This is a genomic window from Hymenobacter sp. HDW8 (genome assembly GCF_011305775.1).
GTDB classification, from domain to species: Bacteria; Bacteroidota; Bacteroidia; order Cytophagales; family Hymenobacteraceae; genus Hymenobacter; species Hymenobacter radiodurans.
On the sequence record NZ_CP049907.1, the window covers coordinates 2,490,324 to 2,509,560 of the forward strand.

Consider the following 19,237-nt stretch of genomic DNA (forward strand, 5'->3'; position numbering starts at 1 on the left):
GGTTTTCTACTCAACCGTAGCTACTTTAACTTCCTCATCTTCTTCGCACTCACTAAGTTCGGCGGCAATTTTTCGGCCGTGGCGGCGGTCCAGCCAATTCATCACCGGCGTTGCCAGCACGCCATGCAGGCTAATCGATACCAGCATTGTGAAGCCCAGAATGGCCCACAATTCACGCGCTTGCGGAAACTCAGCCTTTTCCAGCGCAAAAGCCAGGTAGAAAATAGAGCCGATGCCTCTTATTCCGAAAAAGGAAATCACGCTACGTTCGGCTACATTCACCTTTCGGGCCCCCAGCAGCGTCAATAAGCCCCCCAGAGGCCGTAGCACCAGCACCAGCAATAAGCCAATCAGCATACCCGACCAAGTGAGCGGCGCCAGCAATCCATCGATAATGGCACCACCAAAGAGTATCAGAATAACCACAATTAGCAGACGCTCCATTTGATCGGTAAAGGCGTGCATCTGCTTGTGATACTCATGTTTACGCTCTCGCCCCCGCAGCGTAACGGCGGCCACAAATACGGCCAAGAACCCGTAGCCGTGCACCAGCTCAGTTACACCATAGCTGGTAAGCGTGACAGCCAGCGCCACAAATCCATAAGCGCTGGGCTTGATGCTGAGCTTTTTGGGTAGGTTGAAGATCAGGTAGGACAGCAGCAGGCCCGACAGCCAGCCCAGCATCACGCCAGCGCCCACCCGGTAGATCAGGTCCATCCAGGCCCACTCAATCAGACGGGCAGATAAGGATTCTGCCGCCGGCAGCAGGGCCAATGCTAGATACACAAAAGGGAAAGCCAGCCCATCGTTCAGGCCCGCTTCGCCGGTGAGGGCAAAGCGAACGTTGTCTTCGCGACCTTCGCCGGGGTCGCCCACTTGTACGTCACCGGCCAATACCGGGTCGGTGGGCGCCAGGCAGGCCGCCAGCAATACTGCTGAGGGTAAAGCCAAACCGGCCAGAGTAATGCCCGCTACCGTGATACCGGCAATAGTAAGCACCATCAGCACCAATACCAGCCGGATGGGAGTGCGCCAGGTGCCAAATGAAAACGGACGGTCAATTTTGAGTCCGGTGCCAGTCAGCGCCACAATCACGCACAGCTCCGACAAATGCGTGACCAGCTTAGGGTGCGCAAAAGGATCGGCGGGCGGCAAGCCGAGGGGCAACGAATAGGCAGCCATACCTAGCCCGATAAACAGGATGGGGTATGAAAGCGGATATTTTTCCAGCAAGGACGGCAGCCACGCTACGCCCAGGATGGCCACCCCCATCATGACGAGGGCAATATTGTATACTGACATAGAAACTGCGAAAGGCCTAGGTGGTCACTTACGCAGAACGTTATGCGTTCGGCTATCCTCGGCAGTAGCGGCGGTCCAAACTAGGCAATTCCGTATTCGGGCGAAAGCAAGAGCGGGATACAAACCAACAGAAGCACAAAAAAGCCCCCAGAAAGTATCCGGGGGCTTTTTTATCTTGACTAAGGTCGATTAAGGGGTATTCGTAACTACTTGGCCGGCTTCGGGCTGAGCGGCGCTTCGGTCTTTCAGCGTCCCTAGCTCCCGACCAACTTCGATAAAGGCAGCAATAGCTTTGTCCAGATGTTCGCGGGTGTGCGCGGCCGACAGCTGCACCCGGATCCGGGCCTGACCTTGCGGCACGACGGGGTAGTAAAACCCGATAACATAAATGCCTTTATCTAGCATTTTGGCCGCAAATTCCTGGGCTAGCTTGGCATCATACAGCATTACCGGCACAATAGGGTGCTCGCCGGGCTTAATATCGAAGCCAGCGGCAGTCATTTTTTCGCGGAAATACTTGGTGTTTTCTTCCAGCCGGTCGCGTAGCTCTGTGCTTTCATTCAGCAATTCCAGCACGCGCAATGATGCGCCTACAATGGCCGGGGCCAGCGTGTTAGAAAACAAATACGGCCGACTGCGCTGACGCAGCATTTCAATAATTTCTTTGCGGCCCGTGGTGAATCCGCCCATGGCACCGCCCAGCGCCTTGCCCAGCGTGCCAGTGATGATGTCCACGCGGCCCATCACGCCGCGCAGCTCGTGGGTACCACGGCCCGTTTTGCCCAAAAAGCCCGTCGAGTGGCACTCGTCTACCATCACCAGCGCCTGATACTTATCGGCGAGGTCGCAGATCTGGTCGAGGCGGGCGATGGTACCGTCCATGCTGAAGGAGCCATCGGTGACGATGATGCGGTGACGGCTGCCTTTAGCGGTAGCGTCCTGAAGTTGCTTTTCCAGGTCCGCCATGTCGTTGTGTGTGTAGCGGTAGCGCTGGGCCTTGCACAAACGCACACCATCGATAATGGAAGCGTGGTTCAGCGCGTCGGAAATAATAGCGTCCTGCTCGTTGAACAACGGCTCAAATACGCCGCCGTTGGCATCGAAAGCGGCCGCATACAGAATGGTATCCTCGGTGCCCAGAAAATCAGCCAGCTTGCGCTCCAGCTTTTTGTGAATGTCCTGAGTGCCACAGATAAAGCGCACCGACGACATGCCGTAGCCGTGGCTATCAATAGCCGCCTTGGCCGCCTCAATCACCTCGGGGTGCGACGACAGGCCCAGGTAATTATTGGCGCAAAAGTTCAGCACTTCGCCAGCCTCATTAGTTTCGATAGTCGCGCCTTGAGGCGAGGTAATGACGCGTTCTTTCTTGAACAGCCCGTTGGCTTTGATATCGGCCAGCTGGGTTTCAAGGTCGGGTTGGAGGGTGGTATACATAGGATGGGAAAGGTTGAATGTCAATTACTACACAGAAACCGGGGCAATTTCCGTTATTTTTTGGCTTGCGTTCGTGCAAAGAAATCCTGCACTCCTTGTCGGCCGCTATCTACTAACGACTGCTTTTGCGCCGCCGATACCTGCTTGATTTTGGGATTGAACCCCAGCGTATTGATACTAACGGTGCGCGGCCAGTCGGTGGCTGCCGTGGGGTTCAGATTTTCGATGGCCAAGGTATAAAATGCGCCCATGTAGCTGCCGAAATCATGAATGTCGTAGGGCGCCAGTTGGCGGCGGCCATCGGGCTGGGTATCATAGGCAATCTGCTCGGCCCGGTCGAGGCGCAAGCCTAGGGTTTCGGGGTTGATAAAAAGCCCCCCAGCGTCGGGGGTGGCAGCGCCGGGGGGCAAATATCGAGCGTGGTCGAACAGGTTGAGCGGGTAATTGGCTAGCAATCCACCATCCACCAACACGTTTACTTTCTGTTCTTTAGCCGGCTTGCGCACTACCTGGCCCTGCTCATCGAGCAGCACCGCCCGGAAATACAGCGGAATGCTCATACTGATGCGCACGGCGTCGGCCACGCGCAAGTTTGGGTGGGTTTCGTAGCTGAATACGTCGGTGCGCTGGGTAGTGAGGTTGGTGCCTGTCACGTACAGGTCGCGGCCCTTGCCTTGCTGGGCTAGCGCGTGAAGCTGGCCCAGCGTGAGGTTGGGATTCTGGGTTTTGCGGGCCACTAAGTCGCTGAGGTACTTCGTAAACTGGTCGCCGCGGTACCAGCCGTACTGTTTGAGTAAGCGCGTGCTACCGCCAAAAAATATCAGGCGACCATCATTCAGACGCTGCACAGGCGTATTATTTACTACTTCGATAATCTCCTGCGGTGAATAGCCTACGGCCAGTAACGCCGCCTGAATGGCGCCCGCCGAGGTCCCGCCAACGCGCTGAATACCCGCCAGCACCCCCTGTTTTTCCAATTCAGCCAACGCGCCGCCATAAGCAATGCCCCGAATGCCCCCGCCTTCCATCACCAAGTTGCGGTAGGTGGTAACAGGTGCGGCCGCTTGGCCTTGCGCCACAGAGGCAATACAGCAATAAAAGGCCAGTAGCAGGACAAAACGCCGCATACAGTATTGTTTGAGGGTTACCCAAAAGTAGACAAAAGCGGTTGCATCTGTCTGATGAGCTTGGGCTGGGCACGGGAGTTGCGGAGCGAGTGCCGCTATGCTTGCTGACGGGCAAGTTACTGGCATAACCACCCGACCCGGTATCTTTGTAGTCCCACCCCACCCACATTCCCCTTTTCTCAGCATGGAAACCACTCCCAGCGATACCGTTCTCGTTATTGGTGCCTGCGGCCAGCTCGGCTTCGAGCTCACTCACGCCCTGCGCCAGCGCTACGCCGCTCATCGCGTCATTGCCGCCGACGTGCGCCCGCCCAAGCAACCGGAGCTGCAAGAGGCCGGCCCCTTCGAGTTGCTCGACGTGCTCGACCGCCCCCGCCTCGAAGCCATTATTGCGCAGTATCGTCCCAAGCAGATTTACCACCTGGCCGCGTTGCTGTCGGCCACGGCGGAGAAAAACCCGGAGTTTGGCTGGCGCCTAAACATGGATGGCTTGCTGAACGTGTTGGACCTGGCGGTAAAGTATAAAGTGGCGCAGGTGTATTGGCCCAGCTCCATTGCCGTATTCGGGCCCGATACGCCCCGCCAAAATACCCCCCAACTGACCATTATGAACCCCAGCACGGTGTACGGCATCAGCAAGCTGGCCGGGGAGCAGTGGTGCGAATGGTACCACAAAAACCACGGTCTCGATGTACGCTCCCTGCGCTACCCCGGCCTGATCAGCTACAAAACCTTGCCCGGCGGCGGCACCACTGATTACGCCGTGGATATCTACCACAAAGCCGTAGCCGGCCAGTCCTACGAGTGTTTCTTGCAGCAGGACACGTACTTACCGATGATGTACATGCCTGACGCGCTCAAAGCCACCCTGGATTTGATGCACGCCCCGGCCGAGCAAATCAAAGTGCGCTCTTCTTATAACCTCGGGGCCATGAGCTTCTCGCCAGCCGAAATTACGGCCGCTATTCAGCGCCACGAGCCGGATTTTGAGGTAACCTACAAGCCCGACTCGCGCCAGCAGATTGCCGACTCCTGGCCCGCCAGCATCGACGACTCCCGCGCCCGCCAGGATTGGGGCTGGCAGCCTGAGTTTGACCTAGATAAAATGACGGCCGATATGCTCTTACACCTTCATCAAGCTGAGCCCCAAGTAGCTGTAGGTCGCTAAGCTTTTGATTTCACAAAAAAAGCCCCCCAGAAATTATCTGGGGGGCTTTTTTTGTGATTGCAAAACTGTTTTTTGCAACGACCGTTCTCTGCTAACATGCGTGTATCTCTGCGCGAACCTGCTGTGAGAAAATGATAGTCAACTACACGGCCGACGGCTGGCAGATTATTTACCAACAATCACATGCCCTATTAGCCGCGCAGATAGCTTGGCATTGGACTCCGTTTGGGCCCACCGACCGCTGGGTAGGCCTCTTGGCAGCCATAGCCCAGCACGACGACGAGCAGCGCCCCTGGGACGGCCACTACGGCCTCACCCCCACTGGTGCCCCCGCTGATTTCACGATGGTGGACTTCTCCATGGAACAGGCCACCAACGTACTTCGGGCCGCGCGATTTCAGGGCCAGTGGCGCAGCTTGCTTACCAGTATGCATCTGAGCTTTCTATACGAAGCACTCAGGGGGCAAAAAAAGGAGTTGGACGCTTTTCTAGACGAGCAAAAAGCCAATCAGCAGCGCTGGCGCAAAGGCTTAGGCATCAATAAAGCAGATGCCCAACAAGCCTACGACCTCATGCAGTGGTGCGACCGACTCTCCCTGATTCTCTGTCGTCGGGAGCTGCCGGAGATGGGTCGAGCCCTCGAAATCAGTCAAGGTCCTGATGGGAGGCGCTACGACGTGACCCGCCCAACCGCCGATGGCCCCGTGACCATTACGCCCTGGCCCTTTGCAGCTTCTCACTTCACCGTGAGCGTCGAGGCTAGTATGTTGGCTCAGCTTCAGTTCCAAGACGATGCGGAGCTATCGGCGCGCTTGCGCGAAGCTCCTATTGAGACGTTGCGGTGGAAGCTTGTGAAGTCGTAGAGCTTCAAAAAAGCCCCCAAACACCAACTATAGTGAACTTTTCAGCTTCTGCACCGGTACAGGGCTGTCCATAATGCCAACCGGAACAGTTTGCCGAACGGCTATATCAGTGATGCGCGCAGGCTTGGTAGGGTCGCTGCGGTCAGAGGCGAGCAGTATGTTGCCGTGCTGAGCGTAGTCGCTCCAGCGGCGGCGAAAGGTAGGTTGTGGATCATCGGCCTTAGCGAAGTACGACCACTCATGCACGAGCCCGCTGCTGCGCAGCACCCGAATCTCGTAGCGGTTTTCGGGTGTCACGCCTACGTCTTTGAACGTCATTTGCAGGATGTCGGCAGGCTCGTTTTCGAAGGTGGTACCTAAGCCGCGGTAAGTAAGCGTCACGCCGGAATCTTTCAGCTTAAAAGGCATGATGAGCCACCACGAGTTATTTACCCAAACCGGATACATTTTTTCGAGTAGCTCCTGACCGCCAGGTGTGTCCGTTATTTCCTTGCCGCTTTTAAAGGCTTTGCCAGTGCGCGTGAGCAGGTTATAATTGGCCACTAAGCTGTCCTGCTCCCAGTGAAAATCGCCGGTGTATTTGTCCCAAATCTGGTATTGGCCCCGAAAAAAGCTCCACGCCAAGTAGCGGGTATTCTGCCAGTTCTGATAGCCACCCATGCGAGCCATCACGGTGTCGGCAATGGCAATGGCACGCTCGTCGGAGCCAGCGAGGTCGAAGCCCTGGCCGGCCGGATAAGCTGGCGTAGCGCTGATAGTAGCCACCTCGCGAATGCGTTGGCAACTCATCGTGTAAAGCGAAAAAGCAATCACCATGCTGAGACCAACGGTGCGCAGGAAAGGACAAAAAGCCTTCATTAACAAGAAGATAGAAGATGTGAAAAATACCGACCTAGCGTTGAGCTTTGCTGACTAGTTGAGGTGCGGGCGCATCTATACGAGAAGCACGAGTGGGTGGCCATATGAAACACTCAACCGAACGCATGGCACTTCCAGCCCGTACTAGTAGCCAGTACTCCAAGCCTATCGTTCGCTTTCCCTTTCTTATGACGCCCTATCGCCTTTCCGACATCGTTGGCATTTTCAAATCTACGGCTGGCGAATTTATGCAGAACAACTCGTTTCGCCACGCGGCGGCGCTGTCGTACTACACCATATTTTCGCTCCCGCCTCTGCTGCTCATTGTTATCACTTCGGCCAGCACGATCCTTGGTGCTGAGGCCATTACAGGCCAGCTTTTTCAGCAAATCAGAGGTATAGTTGGGGCTGAGGAGGCCAAGTTCATTCAGGATTCCATCAACGAGTTCAACCAGTCACAACAAGGCGGCTTGTCATCGCTCATTGGTATTGCTACCCTGATCTTTGCTGCCACTACATTTTTCGTTACGCTACAGGAAAGCATCAATGACATCTGGAATCTGAAAGTAAAACCTCGCAACGGTATATGGCAGTTTGTCCGCGACCGTTTGCTGTCGTTTGGCTTGATTCTGAGCGTGGCTCTGCTTCTGCTTATCTCGTTCGTCGTCAGCGCAGTGCTTACTGCCTTCACCGATTACCTACAGCAACTGTTGCCCGGCGTAGCGGTGTTTTTTATTCGCTTGCTTGATCTGGCGCTGTCTCTTGCCATTACCACCACCTTGTTTGCGCTAATCTACCGCTTCCTGCCCGACGCTATTATCCGGTGGCGCGATGTCTGGATTGGCGCTTTTATTACGGCTTGCTTATTTGTGCTGGGCAAATTTCTGATTGCCTTTTATATCGCACAGGCCGAACCAGCTTCGGCCTACGGTGCTGCGGGCTCCGTTATTATTCTGCTGCTGTGGGTTAATTACTCGTCGCTGATTATCTTCTTCGGGGCCGAGTTCACGCAGGAGTTTGCCGATGCTTTTGGGCAAAAGGTACAGCCCAAAGCCCACGCTGTGCGCATACGAGTAAGCGAAGTGCCCATTGGCGAGTCAAATGAAGAAATCGCCACGGGCCGCCCGCGGGCGCAGGGCACTTGGCGAAAATAAAAGGTTGATTATTCAGACCTAGTGGTATTTAAATATTGAAGCAAACGAGTACGTTTACGGCACTGCCCTGATGTACTTTTTTGTATGAAATCACTTTACCGTCTTCTATTGCTCCTGCTTGGCTTGGGGGGCTTTTTTACGCCCCAACATGCAGTAGCTCAGCAAACTACCAGTTCCCAAACTCGAGTACTGACGGTGAGCCCAATTGTAGGCGAATCGATTGATAAGCAGGAGAAGGTTACGTACGGGCTGTTTCCGTTCTTCTCGTTCGATGACTTCCGGGAAGCCCGTTTCCTTCAAGCTCTCACGCCTGATAGCTCAATTACGCTACAAGCGACCATGCTCGATGGCAGCATCAAGCAACGCCCCTTTACTGTCAGTGACTTCCGGGCCGTGCGCGCCAGCATTGAAGAGCGCCAGAAGTTGCTAAGTGCTACTCCTGGCCTTGCCGCGGGTGCAATTGGCACGCCTGACTCGTTGGGTCAGATGTATTCCGTAGAACTTCGTACGGGCACTTCCTTTATCGGCCGACTCGTAGCTCAGCGGGCCGGAGAATATGAGTTTCAGACTACGGACGTAGGGCGCATCACGGTGCAGCAGGCCAACATAAAAAACATGCAGCCGCTGACATCAGACCAGGCCGGAAGGGGCTGGGAGCCAGTTGGCAACGGCACCCGCCTCTTTTTCGCACCTACCGCCCGCACCCTGCGAAAAGGTGAGGGCTATGTGCAGGACATTGATATTTTCATCGTGGGAGGCAACTATGGCATTACCAATAACATATCCATTGGTGGGCTAGTGGGGTTATTTCCGGGCGCAGGGCTGAATATTCTAGCTATTACGCCCAAAGTAGGTGTTGCCGTGACGGAGAAATTCAGCGTGGGAGCGGGTATTTTGTTTGCCAGCGTATTTGGCGAAACGGGCGGCATAGGCTATGGCCTCGGCACCTACGGCACCGCCGACAATAACGTGACGCTCGGGCTCGGCTATTTATTCGCCGACGGCGAAGTAGAAAGCAGCCCGGTAGTGGTAATTGGCGGCGCTACACGCGTGTCGCGCCGTGTATCGCTTCTCAATGAGACCTACATCGTCGATGGTGGCTTTGGTGGTTTGGCAGGCTTGCGTATAGCCGCCGCCCGGCTGAGCGGCAGCATTGGAATTTTGTACGGTACCGACGGCGAAGACGGAATAGTTGTGCCCGCTTATTTAGAAGTTACCTATCGATTCGGCAAAGTAAAATAGCGGCTTACACGAAGAATGAAAGCCAAAAAAGCCCCCCAATTATTGTTGGGGGGCTTTTTTGTAGCTGGTTAACTTAGGCGGCTACTGGCTTCTCTTTCACAGCTAGCTGCCCGCAGGCTGCATCGATGTCTTTGCCCCGCGAGCGACGAATGTTGGTTTGTACGCCGCGGTCAGCCAGGAACTTGTGGAAGGCGGCGATCTTGTCGGCTTCGGCGTTCTGGTAATCGGCGTTTTCAATGGGGTTGTACTCAATGAGGTTCACCTTGCAAGGCAGCCACTTGCTGATGGCGTACAGCTCGGCGGCGTCTTCCAGCGTGTCGTTGAAGTTCTCGAATACGATGTACTCGTAGGTGACTTTGCGGCCGGTTTTCTGGTGATAATACTGCAATGCCTCCTTCAGCGCCGCCAACGAGTTGGCTTCATTGATAGGCATGATTTCGTTGCGCTTGGTATCGTTGGGCGCGTGCAGACTCAGGGCCAGATTGGCTTTCACGTCGTCGTCGGCCAGCTTCTTGATCATTTTGGCAATGCCGGCCGTGCTGATGGTGATGCGGCGTGGGGCCATGTTCAGGCCGTCGGGGGCGGTGATGCGCTCCACGCTTTTCACCACGTTGGCGTAGTTGAGTAGCGGCTCGCCCATGCCCATGTACACGATATTGGTAAGCGGCGTGCCGTACTGGCTTTCGCACTGCTCCCGGATGCGCACCACCTGGTCGTAGATTTCGGCCGCGTCGAGGTTGCGCTTGCGCTCCATGTAGCCGGTGGCGCAAAACTTACAGGTTAGCGAGCAGCCCACCTGCGAGCTGATGCAGGCCGTCATGCGCGTATCGTGCGGAATGAGCACACCCTCCACGATATTGCCATCGTGCAGACGAAACGCCGACTTGATGGTGCCGTCGTTGGAGAGCTGGTGGTTTTGCACCGTCACGCCATTGATAACGAAGTGCTGGGCTAGCAGCTCGCGCGTGGACAGGCTGATATTGTTCATCTCCTCAAACGAGGAGGCCGTATTTTTCCAGAGCCACTCCAGCACCTGCTTGGCACGAAAAGGCTTTTCGCCGTGCTCCACCATAAAGGCTTTGAGCTCGTCGGGTGTGAGTTTGCGAATGTCGCGCTTGGTCAGTACGGGCAAGGATATCATAGGGCAAAGATACAACGTAGCAGGCGCTTGGGTTCCAGAATATAGACTTCTGCGCCTATTATTGAGTTACGACTTATTTCGTGGCGCTCAACTTCAAGATGTATCTTACTGCTACGCGGCGGTTATTCTGCATTCCAGGCTTAAAGCGGGACAAGTTTTGACTGGCCTTTATTAGCGCCGTTTCGCACGTGGCCGACAGCTTGGGATATGAAACGTTTTGCAGTTCATGAACACTAGTGACATCATAAATACCGCCGCTGGGCCCGACAACGAAGCTAACGAAGACCGGGGTATGTGGTGAGCAGCCGCCTTTGGCGCTGGCAGCTTGAAACTCGCGCAGAAAATCCGCAGTTAAGCCCTTCATGTCGCCAGCACCTGAGTACACAGGCATATGCTCTACGTATGTGTATACTTTGGTAGAATCGATGGGCAGCCTTACCTGAGCGGGCTTCTTTGGAGAAGATTGGGCTTGGACCATTAACCCGACGGCTACAAAGCTGAGTAGCAGCGTTAACCGGCAAATAATTCGAGTGAATGGAAGCATAGGAATAGGTAACAGCTAGAGCTTGAAGATAGTCATTACGTAGTAGGTGCGAGTCCAAACTGCGCTTCCATGTCGGGGGGCAAATTTCGGAGCTTGCGGGTGTTATAGTCGAAGCACAGCATGCCGGTTTTGGCGCGGGCTATTTCCTTCCCATCTTGGTTTTTTACCCAATACACCACATCAAAGCCGTAGCGGTGAAGATCGGTAGCGGCTAATTGAATGTGCAGCATGTCGCCGTGGAAGCCTTCTCCTTTGTATTCCATCGCCACGTCGGCCATGATGAGGCCGGTTTTGGTAGCCGGGTCGAATTCGGGTAGCTGGCAATGTTGGAGGAATTGCACGCGGGCTTCGTGTAAGATGCTTAGCAGGGCGTCATTGCCGAGGTGGGCGCCGTAGTTGAGATCGGTGATGCGGACCGGAATCTGAACAGTAAGCGGGAATGCGTCGGGCAGAGCTACTTTTACACGGGCCATGTTTGAATAAGAAAGATGAGCAACGAAGAATTACGCGCGGAGCCAAAGGTAGAAGTAAGAGTGACGCAAGACGGCTCCAGCACCTTGTACGTGCCAGCGCTGAATGAGCATTATCATTCCACCCATGGCGCCGTGCAGGAGGCGCAGCACGTGTACCTGGGCGCAGGACTAGAGCCAGCTTTGGCGTCTGGGGGGCAAATTCAAGTGCTGGAAATCGGCTTTGGCACCGGCTTAAATGCCTTGCTCACCTTGCAGCGCGGCCTGAGTGCGCCCCAGCTTATTCACTACGATACGCTGGAAAAATATCCACTACCTCCCCACGTTGTTGCTGCGCTGGGCGTGGAGCGCTACATTCTAAACCCTGAGCTACAGGAGTTTCACTACCAGCTGCATGCTGCGCCTTGGAATGAGGCCGTGCCCATCACTTCCCGTTTCACCTTACGAAAGCTCCACACGGCATTACAAGATTTTGCCCTGCCCGCAGCGCATTACAACGCGGTTTATTTCGATGCCTTCGCTCCCGAAAAGCAACCCGACATGTGGACCGATGCCGTGTTCGATCAGCTATTTGCCGCTACCGCGCCGGGGGGCATTTTGACGAGCTACTGTGCTAAAGGCAGCTTCCGGCGCAGCCTAAAGGCGGCGGGATGGGTAGTGGAGAAAATTCCTGGTCCGCCCGGTAAGCGTGAGATGACGCGAGCTAGAAAATTGAGTTGAAAAGCGACATGACGCGTCTTGTTGCGGTTCTAAGATTATAAAAATCGACTCAGCAAATCTTGGCCATATCCTTTCATCCGCTACTTCTCTATACTTGTCAATCTCCAAACTTTCTAACTTGCCCACATGAGCCGCAAACTCCTCGAAACTGATGGGCCAGACTGGGTAAAGAAGGGGATTATCACCCCGAGCAGCACCGACAATTGCTGGAGCTATACCCGGAAGATGTGCGGGCTATTGGCTTGCTGCCGCTGCTGGGCAGTTTGCTGGTTGGCCTAAGTGCGTTGAGTTTGGTAGCGGCCAACTGGCAGGGCCTACCGGAGTGGCTGCGGATTGGGCTGCTGCTGGGGGGCTTTTTGGGCGCCTACGCCAGCGGCGAGTTTTTTCTGCGCCGGGGCAATAGTTCAGTGGGCATCGGTTTGGTGGGGTTAGGCCTGATTCTCTTTGGAGCAGCCATCATCCTGACCGGGCAGATGTACCAGCTCATCGGTTACGACGTAACGGGGCTCGTAGCCTGGGCCGTAGCAGGCACCTTGCTCACGTATCTGTACCGCAGTCGGTTTCTGTTTGTACTCACCGTGGTAATCGGGGGCGTGGTGCAGGGCTATACCACCGGCCAGTTGGGCGCTTTCAGCTACGCGGCGGCTATACTGACGGCGGGCGGACTAGGCTACTACTGGTGGCGCCTCCCCGATGTGCTACTGGGCGGTGTATTGGCTAGCGGCCTGCTCTGGCAAACAGGTTTGCTTATCGGGCATCTGCACGCCAAAATCACGTGGTTTTTCGTGCCGGCCATGCTCATTTACGCCGCTGGCGACTGGCAAACCGACCGCCCCGCTGGCCGCGCCCTGCAAGGGCCACCCCTGATTACGGCCTTTGTGTTTATGCTGGGACTCGCGCTTTATGGGGAAGTAGGTAGCTACGCGGGCATGCTGCGGCCACCATTGCTGGCCTACGTAGCGGCCCTCGTATTCGTATTTGCTCTTTCACTGGCCGGCAAGCGTACCCGCGACCGGATGGGCAGTGCCACCGATTGGCTGCTGCTGCTGCCGGGCTTTTATTTGCCAGGCGGTTTGCCGCTAGCCATTGCTTCCTTGGTCGTACTTTACGCTTACTCAGGAGCCGTACTGTGGCGGGCGCAGGTGGAGCAAAACCCCGACCGCATCACGCTGGGGACCATTTTATTTATCCTGACTACTATGGTAGCTTACTTCAAGCTGACTTGGGAATTCATGGATAAGTCGCTCTTCTTTCTGTGTGGCGGCGTGCTATTACTTGGGTTGAGTTGGTATTTGCGGCGGCGCAATGCCCGCGCCAGTAGTCGCTAATCACATTTAATCACGTCCCGTATGTTCTCGCTCTTATCAGATCAGGTGCCACTGGCGCGTCGGCGGCGGTTATTGCTACTCACGATTCTGGCGCAGGTGCTATTTATTGTGGCCGTAGCGGCGGCGGGCTACGCTACCACGGCCTATGGCCGCGTCATTACCCTCCGAACCACCCCTATCGATCCGCGCGACCTCCTCTACGGCGACTACGTTACGCTGAATTATTCCATTAGTCAGTTGCCCACCAGTTTGTGGCGGGAGCCCGGTCCGCGCCCACGGCGCGGCGACCCGGTGTACGTGGTACTTCGGCCGGCTGGCGAGGCGTATGAGGCAGTGCGCGTGTATGCAAAAAAACCCGACGTACCCGCCGACCAAGTGGTGCTGCGCGGCTGGGTAGCCGACCGTTGGCGCCGCAACCTGCGCATTCGCTACAATCTGGAGCGCTACTACGTACCCGAAGGAACCGGTCAGGAGTTGGAGCGACGAGGAGCACGGAAGCCACTTCTCGTCAATATTAGTATTGCTCCCTGGGGTCAGGCCCGCATTACGGGCGTAGAAATAGTCGCATCGGACAGCCTGGCGGCACCTCGGCCTTAGCGAAACCAGAATATTTGCTCAGGCGTGATACAAGCCGTCAGCGGCTGATCAGTAGTGTTTACATCCACAACTTGGATAACGGGTGGCTCCAGCGACAACCCTATCCGCTGCACCTCCGGCCGACATTGCGCCAGAAAACGGTCGTAGAAACCCTTGCCATATCCTACCCGATGGCCGCTCAAGTCGCACGCCAGCAGCGGTACCAGCACCGCATCAAAGACCATGGGGGGCTTTTCTTCCGCTCCAACCGGCTCCGGTATTCCCCAACGATTCGTAACCAGGGGCGTGTCAGGGGTAAGGTGATAGTGGCGCAACGTATGACCGTCGGCCTGCACTATGGGTACGGCCAACTGCACTAGCGGAAACTCAGCCCAGATGCGGTGAATGATCAGCCAGGTATCCGGCTCGTGCTGCTTCGCGATAGGTAGAAACACATGCAGCCAGCGCCAGTCGGCAACGGGAAAGCTCTCGAATAACTGCTGGCTAAGCAGCGCACTGCGTCGTTCCACTTCTGCTTCTGTTAGCGTGCGGCGGCGAGTTGAAAAGGTGCGACGTATGTCTGCTTTCAGCATAAAAGGATCAGCAAAAAGCCCCTCAAGCGACCTGAGCACTCAAACTCACGCTTCGTAGATAAGCAAAAGTCTACTCTTCCTCCAGCACCGTAAACTCCAGCGCCAGCGGATCAAAAGCGTCGAGCAGCTGCTGCAGAAACTCAGGGTTGTTGATGATAATGCTCAGCACATTCTCCACCCGCTCCTGCAAGTCGCCATTGGGGAAAAGCTTGTCTTTCAAAGCCGTAAGCTGGGTAAAAACAATTTCGTGCTTGTTTTCGGCAGCTTTGCTCAGGCGCTTTTCCAAGTTACCGATGCCAGCGGCCGCTTTTTGAGCTTCGGCCGCTACGGTTTTAACCAGCGTAGGGTCGAGGCGCTGCGCGAGGTCGGTTATCTCCTTAAAAATGCCCCCCAGCGCTTCTTGCTGCGCTTTCAAGCTCACTTCCTCTTGGCCTATTGCACTGCCGACTTGTTTTTTCAACTCCGGCAGCGGCTGAAATAAGGCGTTAGCTGTCAGGCCTAGCTTACGTAATTTGCCCGCACTAGCCTTACCCACATATAGGCCCGAATTGCGCAGCAACAGTATTGGGAAAGGCACTTGGTTATCGGCAAAAACCTGCTTGAGCTGAAACCAGTAGGCTACTTCCGCGCCACCTCCGATATAGCACAAATTGGGCAGCAGCAGCTCCTGATACAGCGGGCGCAACACCACATTGGGGCTAAAGCATTCGGGCTGTTTACCGGCTAGCTCCAGTAATTCCTCCGTACTGTAGCGCAGGTCCGTATTACGCACCACAAAAGCGTTGTCTTCGGGTTCTATCCGCTCGCGCTTGCCTTGGTCAGTCAGAAAAAACAGGTTGACCGGGCGGGCATACACCTGCGGCTTATAGTTGGCAGCCGTAAGCTGCTCATTGGTGGTTTGCACCGCTTTAAAGGAAGCCTGGGCGCTAATTTCCTGTTTCAGCACGGGCACCAACGCCTGCTTCAACGCGGCCATATCGGCATCCAAACAAACCAAGCCCATTTCACCAAACAGTTCCGTCACAAGCAGACGCGTGGCCTCAGCTAGGGTCGATGATTTGCGGTATGCTTCTATAAAAGCGGCTGGCACATCCGCCGACAACTGGCTGAGCACATTCTCCTCCAACCCGTCCAACGTCATCCGACCAACAGGACCGCCTACATTTTCAGTCTGCCACTCGTAGCGCTTACCGAACAGCTGAAAGTGGTTGATTTCGGCGAAATCGTGGTCTTCGGTAGCCATCCAGTACACCGGCACAAAGTCGTACTGCGGATACTTTTCCTTCAACTGCTGGCTCAGCTTGACGGTAGTTATGATCTTATAAATGAAGTACAGAGGCCCCGTGAACAGGTTTAGCTGGTGCCCTGTGGTAACCGTGAAGGTAGTGGGCTGCGCCAGCAGTTCAAGGTTAGCCGCTACGCTGGGGGGCAAATTCACCTCTTTATATTGCTCCCGCAGACCAACCACCAGCCGCTCCCGACTTTCAGCAGAATAGCTGGCTTGTTTCTCCTCAATTTGCCCCCCAAAGGCCTCTAAGGTGGGGAAGCGGTGATAGAAAGGCTTCAGCGCTGCTTGCTGGGCTAAGTAATCGGTAACTAAAGCAGAAAAAGCACCGGTAGCGGCGTACGGGAGGGTGGTCACGTGCATGATTGGAGTGTGATAAGCTGGTTTAACCAGCAAAGCCCAACAAAGTAACGGGCTATTTCCGTAGTTGCCCGTGCCGACCTCCCGAATTTGGCCGTAATGCCTCCGAAATACCAGCCATTTTTATTCATAGAACTATATCGACGCTGTATTCGGCCTTCAGTAAATTAGCCTCACTTTTCCCTTTTAGTCCCGCTACATGGCTTCACGTCCTTACTTTCCCAACCTCGACGGCTTACGGACAGTGGCGTGTCTGGCCGTTTTTCTTATTCACAGTTTCATCAATCTTCCCAGCCCCGAGGTGCAGTCAACGGCGGCCTACCGTTACGGTCTTAATGCTTTGAGCACGGGTCACGTAGGCGTCAATTTCTTCTTCGTGCTGTCGGGCTTTCTCATCACCTACTTGCTTCTAGAAGAGGAGAAAAACTGGGGTCGCTACGACATTCCCGCTTTTTACCGCCGCCGCATTGTGCGCATCTGGCCCTTGTATTACGCCTGCGTGGCCTTCGGCTTTCTGGTAATGCCCGTGCTGAAAGCGAAGATGGGGCAGGAATGGGTAGAAAGTGCCAGCCCCCTCTATTATCTAACCTTTCTGGCCAATATGGCGCTGTTTCACGATGGAATAGATGCGGCCGCTTTCAACCTGAGCGTACTGTGGTCGGTGGCGATTGAGGAGCAATTCTATTTGTTCTGGCCGCTGCTCCTGTTGTTGTTTCGTCGGGCCCGACCCACGTTATTTATCCTACTCATTGCTTCCTCGCTGGCCTTCCGCTACCTCTATCGCTCCGACGGCGATGTACTCTACCAGCACACGTTCTCTGTTCTGTCCGATCTGGTGATGGGCGGCGGCGCGGCGTGGCTTGCCTTTCACCGGCCCAGCTTTCGGGATTGGGTAGGTTCCTGGTCTCGGCTGACCATCGTGTTGGGCTACGTAGCGGGCTGTATTCTGATTTTGGGGCAAGAGCACTTGCTTACCGGCCCTGTGCTGCTCACTGGGCGGCGCGTGGTGCTAGCGCTGTTTTTTGTATTTGTTATTCTGGAGCAAAACTATGCCACCCAGTCGTTTTACAAAATGAGCCGCAACCGCCTCTTTACCTACTGGGGCACTTTTACCTACGGTTTTTACTGCCTCCACCCCATCGGCCTGCAAATAGCTTTGATAGGTGTGCGCCGCTTCTGGCCCGGACCTGAAGATCTGAGCTTCGTGCTGGTTTACTCGGCCTTGGCACTGCTGATCAGTGCGGCTATGGCCTGGGTAAGCTACCGCTACTTCGAGACGCCCTTTCTCCGTTTGAAAGGCCGGTCGCGCACCGCTGCGCCAATTCCGTCGGCGGCCGAGCCTATTTTAGCTCCGGCCTCGCTGGGCAGCAAAAAGTAGCGTGAGATATCTGTCTGTGAGGGTATTCTGCCCTAATGGGAGCTGGTCGTTTGTAGTCAAATGCACCAAAAAGCCCCCCAGAGCAAGTTTTAGCTGGCTCTGGGGGGCTTTTCTACCTGGTTCAATGCTAGGTTTAGCGCACTAACGTACCATAAAGGTCAAAGTCGGAAGCGTCGTGAATGAGCACGGGCGCGAAGTCGCCTAAGCGCACGTGGGTGTCGGGCGTAGCGGCTACCAATACTTCATTGTCTACTTCCGGCGAGTCAAACTCCGTACGGCCCACGAAGTAGCCGCTTTCCTTGCGGTCAAACAGTACTTTGTACGTTTGCCCTACTTTCTGCTCGTTCAGCTCCATCGAAATACCCTGCTGCAGCTCCATAATCTGGTCGGCGCGCTCCTGCTTTAGCTCGGCAGGCACATCGTCAATTAGCGAGTGCGAATGAGTATTTTCTTCGTGCGAATACGTGAAGATGCCCAACCGATCAAAGCGGGTGCGCTCCACAAAATCATACAGCTCGTCGAAATCCTGTTCCGTTTCGCCGGGATGGCCCGCAATCAGCGTCGTGCGCAGGGCAATGCCCGGCACGCGTTGGCGCATGGTCTCTACCAACTCTATCGTCCGGCGCTTGCTAATTCCCCGACGCATGGTTTTGAGCATGTTATCCGAGATATGCTGCAGAGGCATATCTAAGTACTTGCAAATGTTGGAGCGCTCGGCCATTACATCCAGCGCATCCAGCGGAAACTGCGAAGGATACGCGTACTGCAGCCGAATCCAGTCGATGCCGTTTACGTCGGACAGGTTGCGGAGCAAATCAGCTAATTTCCGCTCACCATACGCCTGCAAGCCATAGTAAGTCAGATCTTGGGCAATAAGAATCAATTCTTTCGTGCCCATAGAAGCCAAACGCTTGGCTTCGCGCACTAAGTCTTCCATCGGCCGATCTACGTGCTTGCCGCGCATCAACGGAATGGCGCAAAACGAGCAAGGTCGGTTGCAGCCTTCGGCAATTTTGAAGTACGCATAGTGTGAAGGCGTGGTAATCAGCCGCTCACCCACCAATTCGTGCTTGTAGTCGGCTTCCAGCGTCTTCAGCAGTTGCGGCAATTCCAGCGTACCGAAATACGCGTCTACCTGCGGAATTTCGACTTCCAAGTCCGACTTATAGCGTTGCGACAAGCAACCCGTTACGTAGAGTTTTTCCAATCGGCCTGCTTCCTTCTCGTCGGCGTAGCGCAGAATGGTATCAATACTTTCCTGCTTGGCGTTATCAATGAAGCCGCAGGTATTGATAATCACGATGTTAGCATCACTAGTCGCCGCCTCGTGCGTTACATCGAACTGGTTGGCCCGGAGCTGGCCCATCAGCACTTCCGAGTCCACTACATTTTTGGAGCAGCCCAGCGTGATGACGTTTACTTTATTGGCCCGAGTGCCTTTTACTTTCATGTCAATTGGGTATGTCAGGAAGAGATTGAAGCGCCTAATCCTGAATGAATTGGCCCCTAGCCGCATGTCGCGAAAATGGGAGCGCAAAGGTACGTACGAGCCAACGCCTTTTCCTAGGCCGAACGTTCAATAGCCTGCATTGGCTCCTGCTCTCCTTCCATGCTATGCTAAAAACCAAGTAACAACTTCATACAGGCAAGGCTAGTTGATCTGCTTCCAGCCTTATATGGGATGATCTCGC

The 19,237-nt window shown here is 55.1% G+C and carries 18 protein-coding genes; 8 read left to right on the forward strand and 10 right to left on the reverse strand.

Features of this window, described 5'->3' with window-relative positions; all coding sequences use genetic code 11:
• Positions 1-6: 6 nt before the first annotated feature.
• From G7064_RS10460 to G7064_RS10470, 3 genes are all read right to left on the reverse strand, one after another.
• The gene (locus tag G7064_RS10460) at positions 7-1,302 is read right to left on the reverse strand and encodes a cation:proton antiporter (protein WP_166073523.1); all 1,296 of its coding nucleotides are present in this window, start codon (positions 1,300-1,302) and stop codon (positions 7-9) included.
• A gap of 189 nt (positions 1,303-1,491) precedes the next feature.
• Positions 1,492-2,739: a glycine C-acetyltransferase gene (gene kbl, locus G7064_RS10465; protein WP_166073525.1), complete on the reverse strand. Its 1,248-nt coding sequence runs from the start codon at positions 2,737-2,739 to the stop codon at positions 1,492-1,494.
• 53 nt (positions 2,740-2,792) lie between these two features.
• The gene (locus G7064_RS10470) at positions 2,793-3,866 is read right to left on the reverse strand and encodes a patatin-like phospholipase family protein (protein WP_166073526.1); all 1,074 of its coding nucleotides are present in this window, start codon (positions 3,864-3,866) and stop codon (positions 2,793-2,795) included.
• 184 nt (positions 3,867-4,050) lie between these two features.
• Between G7064_RS10470 and G7064_RS10475 the strand changes: the two genes are divergently transcribed.
• Positions 4,051-5,034, forward strand: coding sequence for an NAD-dependent epimerase/dehydratase family protein (locus G7064_RS10475; RefSeq protein ID WP_166073527.1), 984 nt, complete (start codon positions 4,051-4,053; stop codon positions 5,032-5,034).
• Between the two features lie 131 nt (positions 5,035-5,165).
• Positions 5,166-5,897: a DUF3891 family protein gene (locus tag G7064_RS10480; RefSeq protein WP_166073528.1), complete on the forward strand. Its 732-nt coding sequence runs from the start codon at positions 5,166-5,168 to the stop codon at positions 5,895-5,897.
• 27 nt (positions 5,898-5,924) lie between these two features.
• Here the strand turns inward: G7064_RS10480 and G7064_RS10485 are convergent, their stop codons facing one another.
• A complete protein-coding gene (locus tag G7064_RS10485) occupies positions 5,925-6,755 on the reverse strand; it encodes a hypothetical protein (RefSeq protein WP_166073529.1) in 831 nt (276 codons plus the stop codon).
• Between the two features lie 188 nt (positions 6,756-6,943).
• Between G7064_RS10485 and G7064_RS10490 the strand changes: the two genes are divergently transcribed.
• Entirely contained in the window at positions 6,944-7,909 is a 966-nt protein-coding gene (locus G7064_RS10490; protein ID WP_166073530.1) for a YihY/virulence factor BrkB family protein, read from the forward strand.
• Positions 7,910-7,993: 84 nt separating this feature from the next.
• Positions 7,994-9,151, forward strand: a complete 1,158-nt coding sequence (locus tag G7064_RS10495) for a hypothetical protein (protein WP_166073531.1) — start codon at positions 7,994-7,996, stop codon at positions 9,149-9,151.
• A gap of 73 nt (positions 9,152-9,224) precedes the next feature.
• On the opposite strand, the gene rlmN is transcribed toward G7064_RS10495, so the two are convergent.
• From rlmN to G7064_RS10510, 3 genes are all read right to left on the reverse strand, one after another.
• Positions 9,225-10,292 (reverse strand): 23S rRNA (adenine(2503)-C(2))-methyltransferase RlmN, encoded by a 1,068-nt coding sequence (rlmN, locus tag G7064_RS10500; RefSeq protein WP_166073532.1) that lies wholly within the window; start codon positions 10,290-10,292, stop codon positions 9,225-9,227.
• Between the two features lie 73 nt (positions 10,293-10,365).
• Positions 10,366-10,836, reverse strand: a complete 471-nt coding sequence (locus G7064_RS10505; protein ID WP_166073533.1) for a hypothetical protein — start codon at positions 10,834-10,836, stop codon at positions 10,366-10,368.
• Positions 10,837-10,871: 35 nt separating this feature from the next.
• The gene (locus tag G7064_RS10510) at positions 10,872-11,309 is read right to left on the reverse strand and encodes a thioesterase family protein (protein WP_166073534.1); all 438 of its coding nucleotides are present in this window, start codon (positions 11,307-11,309) and stop codon (positions 10,872-10,874) included.
• A gap of 15 nt (positions 11,310-11,324) precedes the next feature.
• Here G7064_RS10510 and mnmD point away from each other — a divergent pair, with 15 nt between their 5' ends.
• The 3 genes from mnmD to G7064_RS10525 all read left to right on the forward strand — a co-directional run bounded on the left by mnmD (position 11,325) and on the right by G7064_RS10525 (position 13,951).
• Positions 11,325-12,026 (forward strand): tRNA (5-methylaminomethyl-2-thiouridine)(34)-methyltransferase MnmD, encoded by a 702-nt coding sequence (gene mnmD / locus G7064_RS10515; RefSeq protein WP_166073535.1) that lies wholly within the window; start codon positions 11,325-11,327, stop codon positions 12,024-12,026.
• A gap of 203 nt (positions 12,027-12,229) precedes the next feature.
• Positions 12,230-13,354, forward strand: coding sequence for a DUF2157 domain-containing protein (locus G7064_RS10520; RefSeq protein ID WP_166073536.1), 1,125 nt, complete (start codon positions 12,230-12,232; stop codon positions 13,352-13,354).
• A 21-nt stretch (positions 13,355-13,375) separates the two neighbouring features.
• Positions 13,376-13,951 (forward strand): GDYXXLXY domain-containing protein, encoded by a 576-nt coding sequence (locus G7064_RS10525; RefSeq protein WP_166073537.1) that lies wholly within the window; start codon positions 13,376-13,378, stop codon positions 13,949-13,951.
• Here G7064_RS10525 and G7064_RS10530 read toward each other — a convergent pair.
• Both G7064_RS10530 and bshC read right to left on the reverse strand, forming a co-directional pair.
• Positions 13,948-14,523, reverse strand: coding sequence for a 5-formyltetrahydrofolate cyclo-ligase (locus G7064_RS10530; RefSeq protein ID WP_166073538.1), 576 nt, complete (start codon positions 14,521-14,523; stop codon positions 13,948-13,950). The two genes, G7064_RS10525 and G7064_RS10530, sit on opposite strands and share 4 nt — an antisense overlap.
• A 70-nt stretch (positions 14,524-14,593) precedes the next feature.
• Positions 14,594-16,171 (reverse strand): bacillithiol biosynthesis cysteine-adding enzyme BshC, encoded by a 1,578-nt coding sequence (gene bshC, locus G7064_RS10535; protein ID WP_166073540.1) that lies wholly within the window; start codon positions 16,169-16,171, stop codon positions 14,594-14,596.
• A gap of 196 nt (positions 16,172-16,367) precedes the next feature.
• Here bshC and G7064_RS10540 point away from each other — a divergent pair, with 196 nt between their 5' ends.
• Positions 16,368-17,546 carry an acyltransferase family protein gene (locus G7064_RS10540; RefSeq protein WP_166073541.1) on the forward strand — a complete coding sequence of 393 codons (1,179 nt, stop codon included), beginning with the start codon at positions 16,368-16,370 and terminating at the stop codon, positions 17,544-17,546.
• 133 nt (positions 17,547-17,679) lie between these two features.
• Here G7064_RS10540 and rimO read toward each other — a convergent pair whose 3' ends face one another.
• Complete coding sequence (gene rimO / locus G7064_RS10545; protein WP_166073542.1) at positions 17,680-18,996, reverse strand: 30S ribosomal protein S12 methylthiotransferase RimO; 1,317 nt, start codon at positions 18,994-18,996, stop codon at positions 17,680-17,682.
• Positions 18,997-19,237 lie beyond the last annotated feature (241 nt).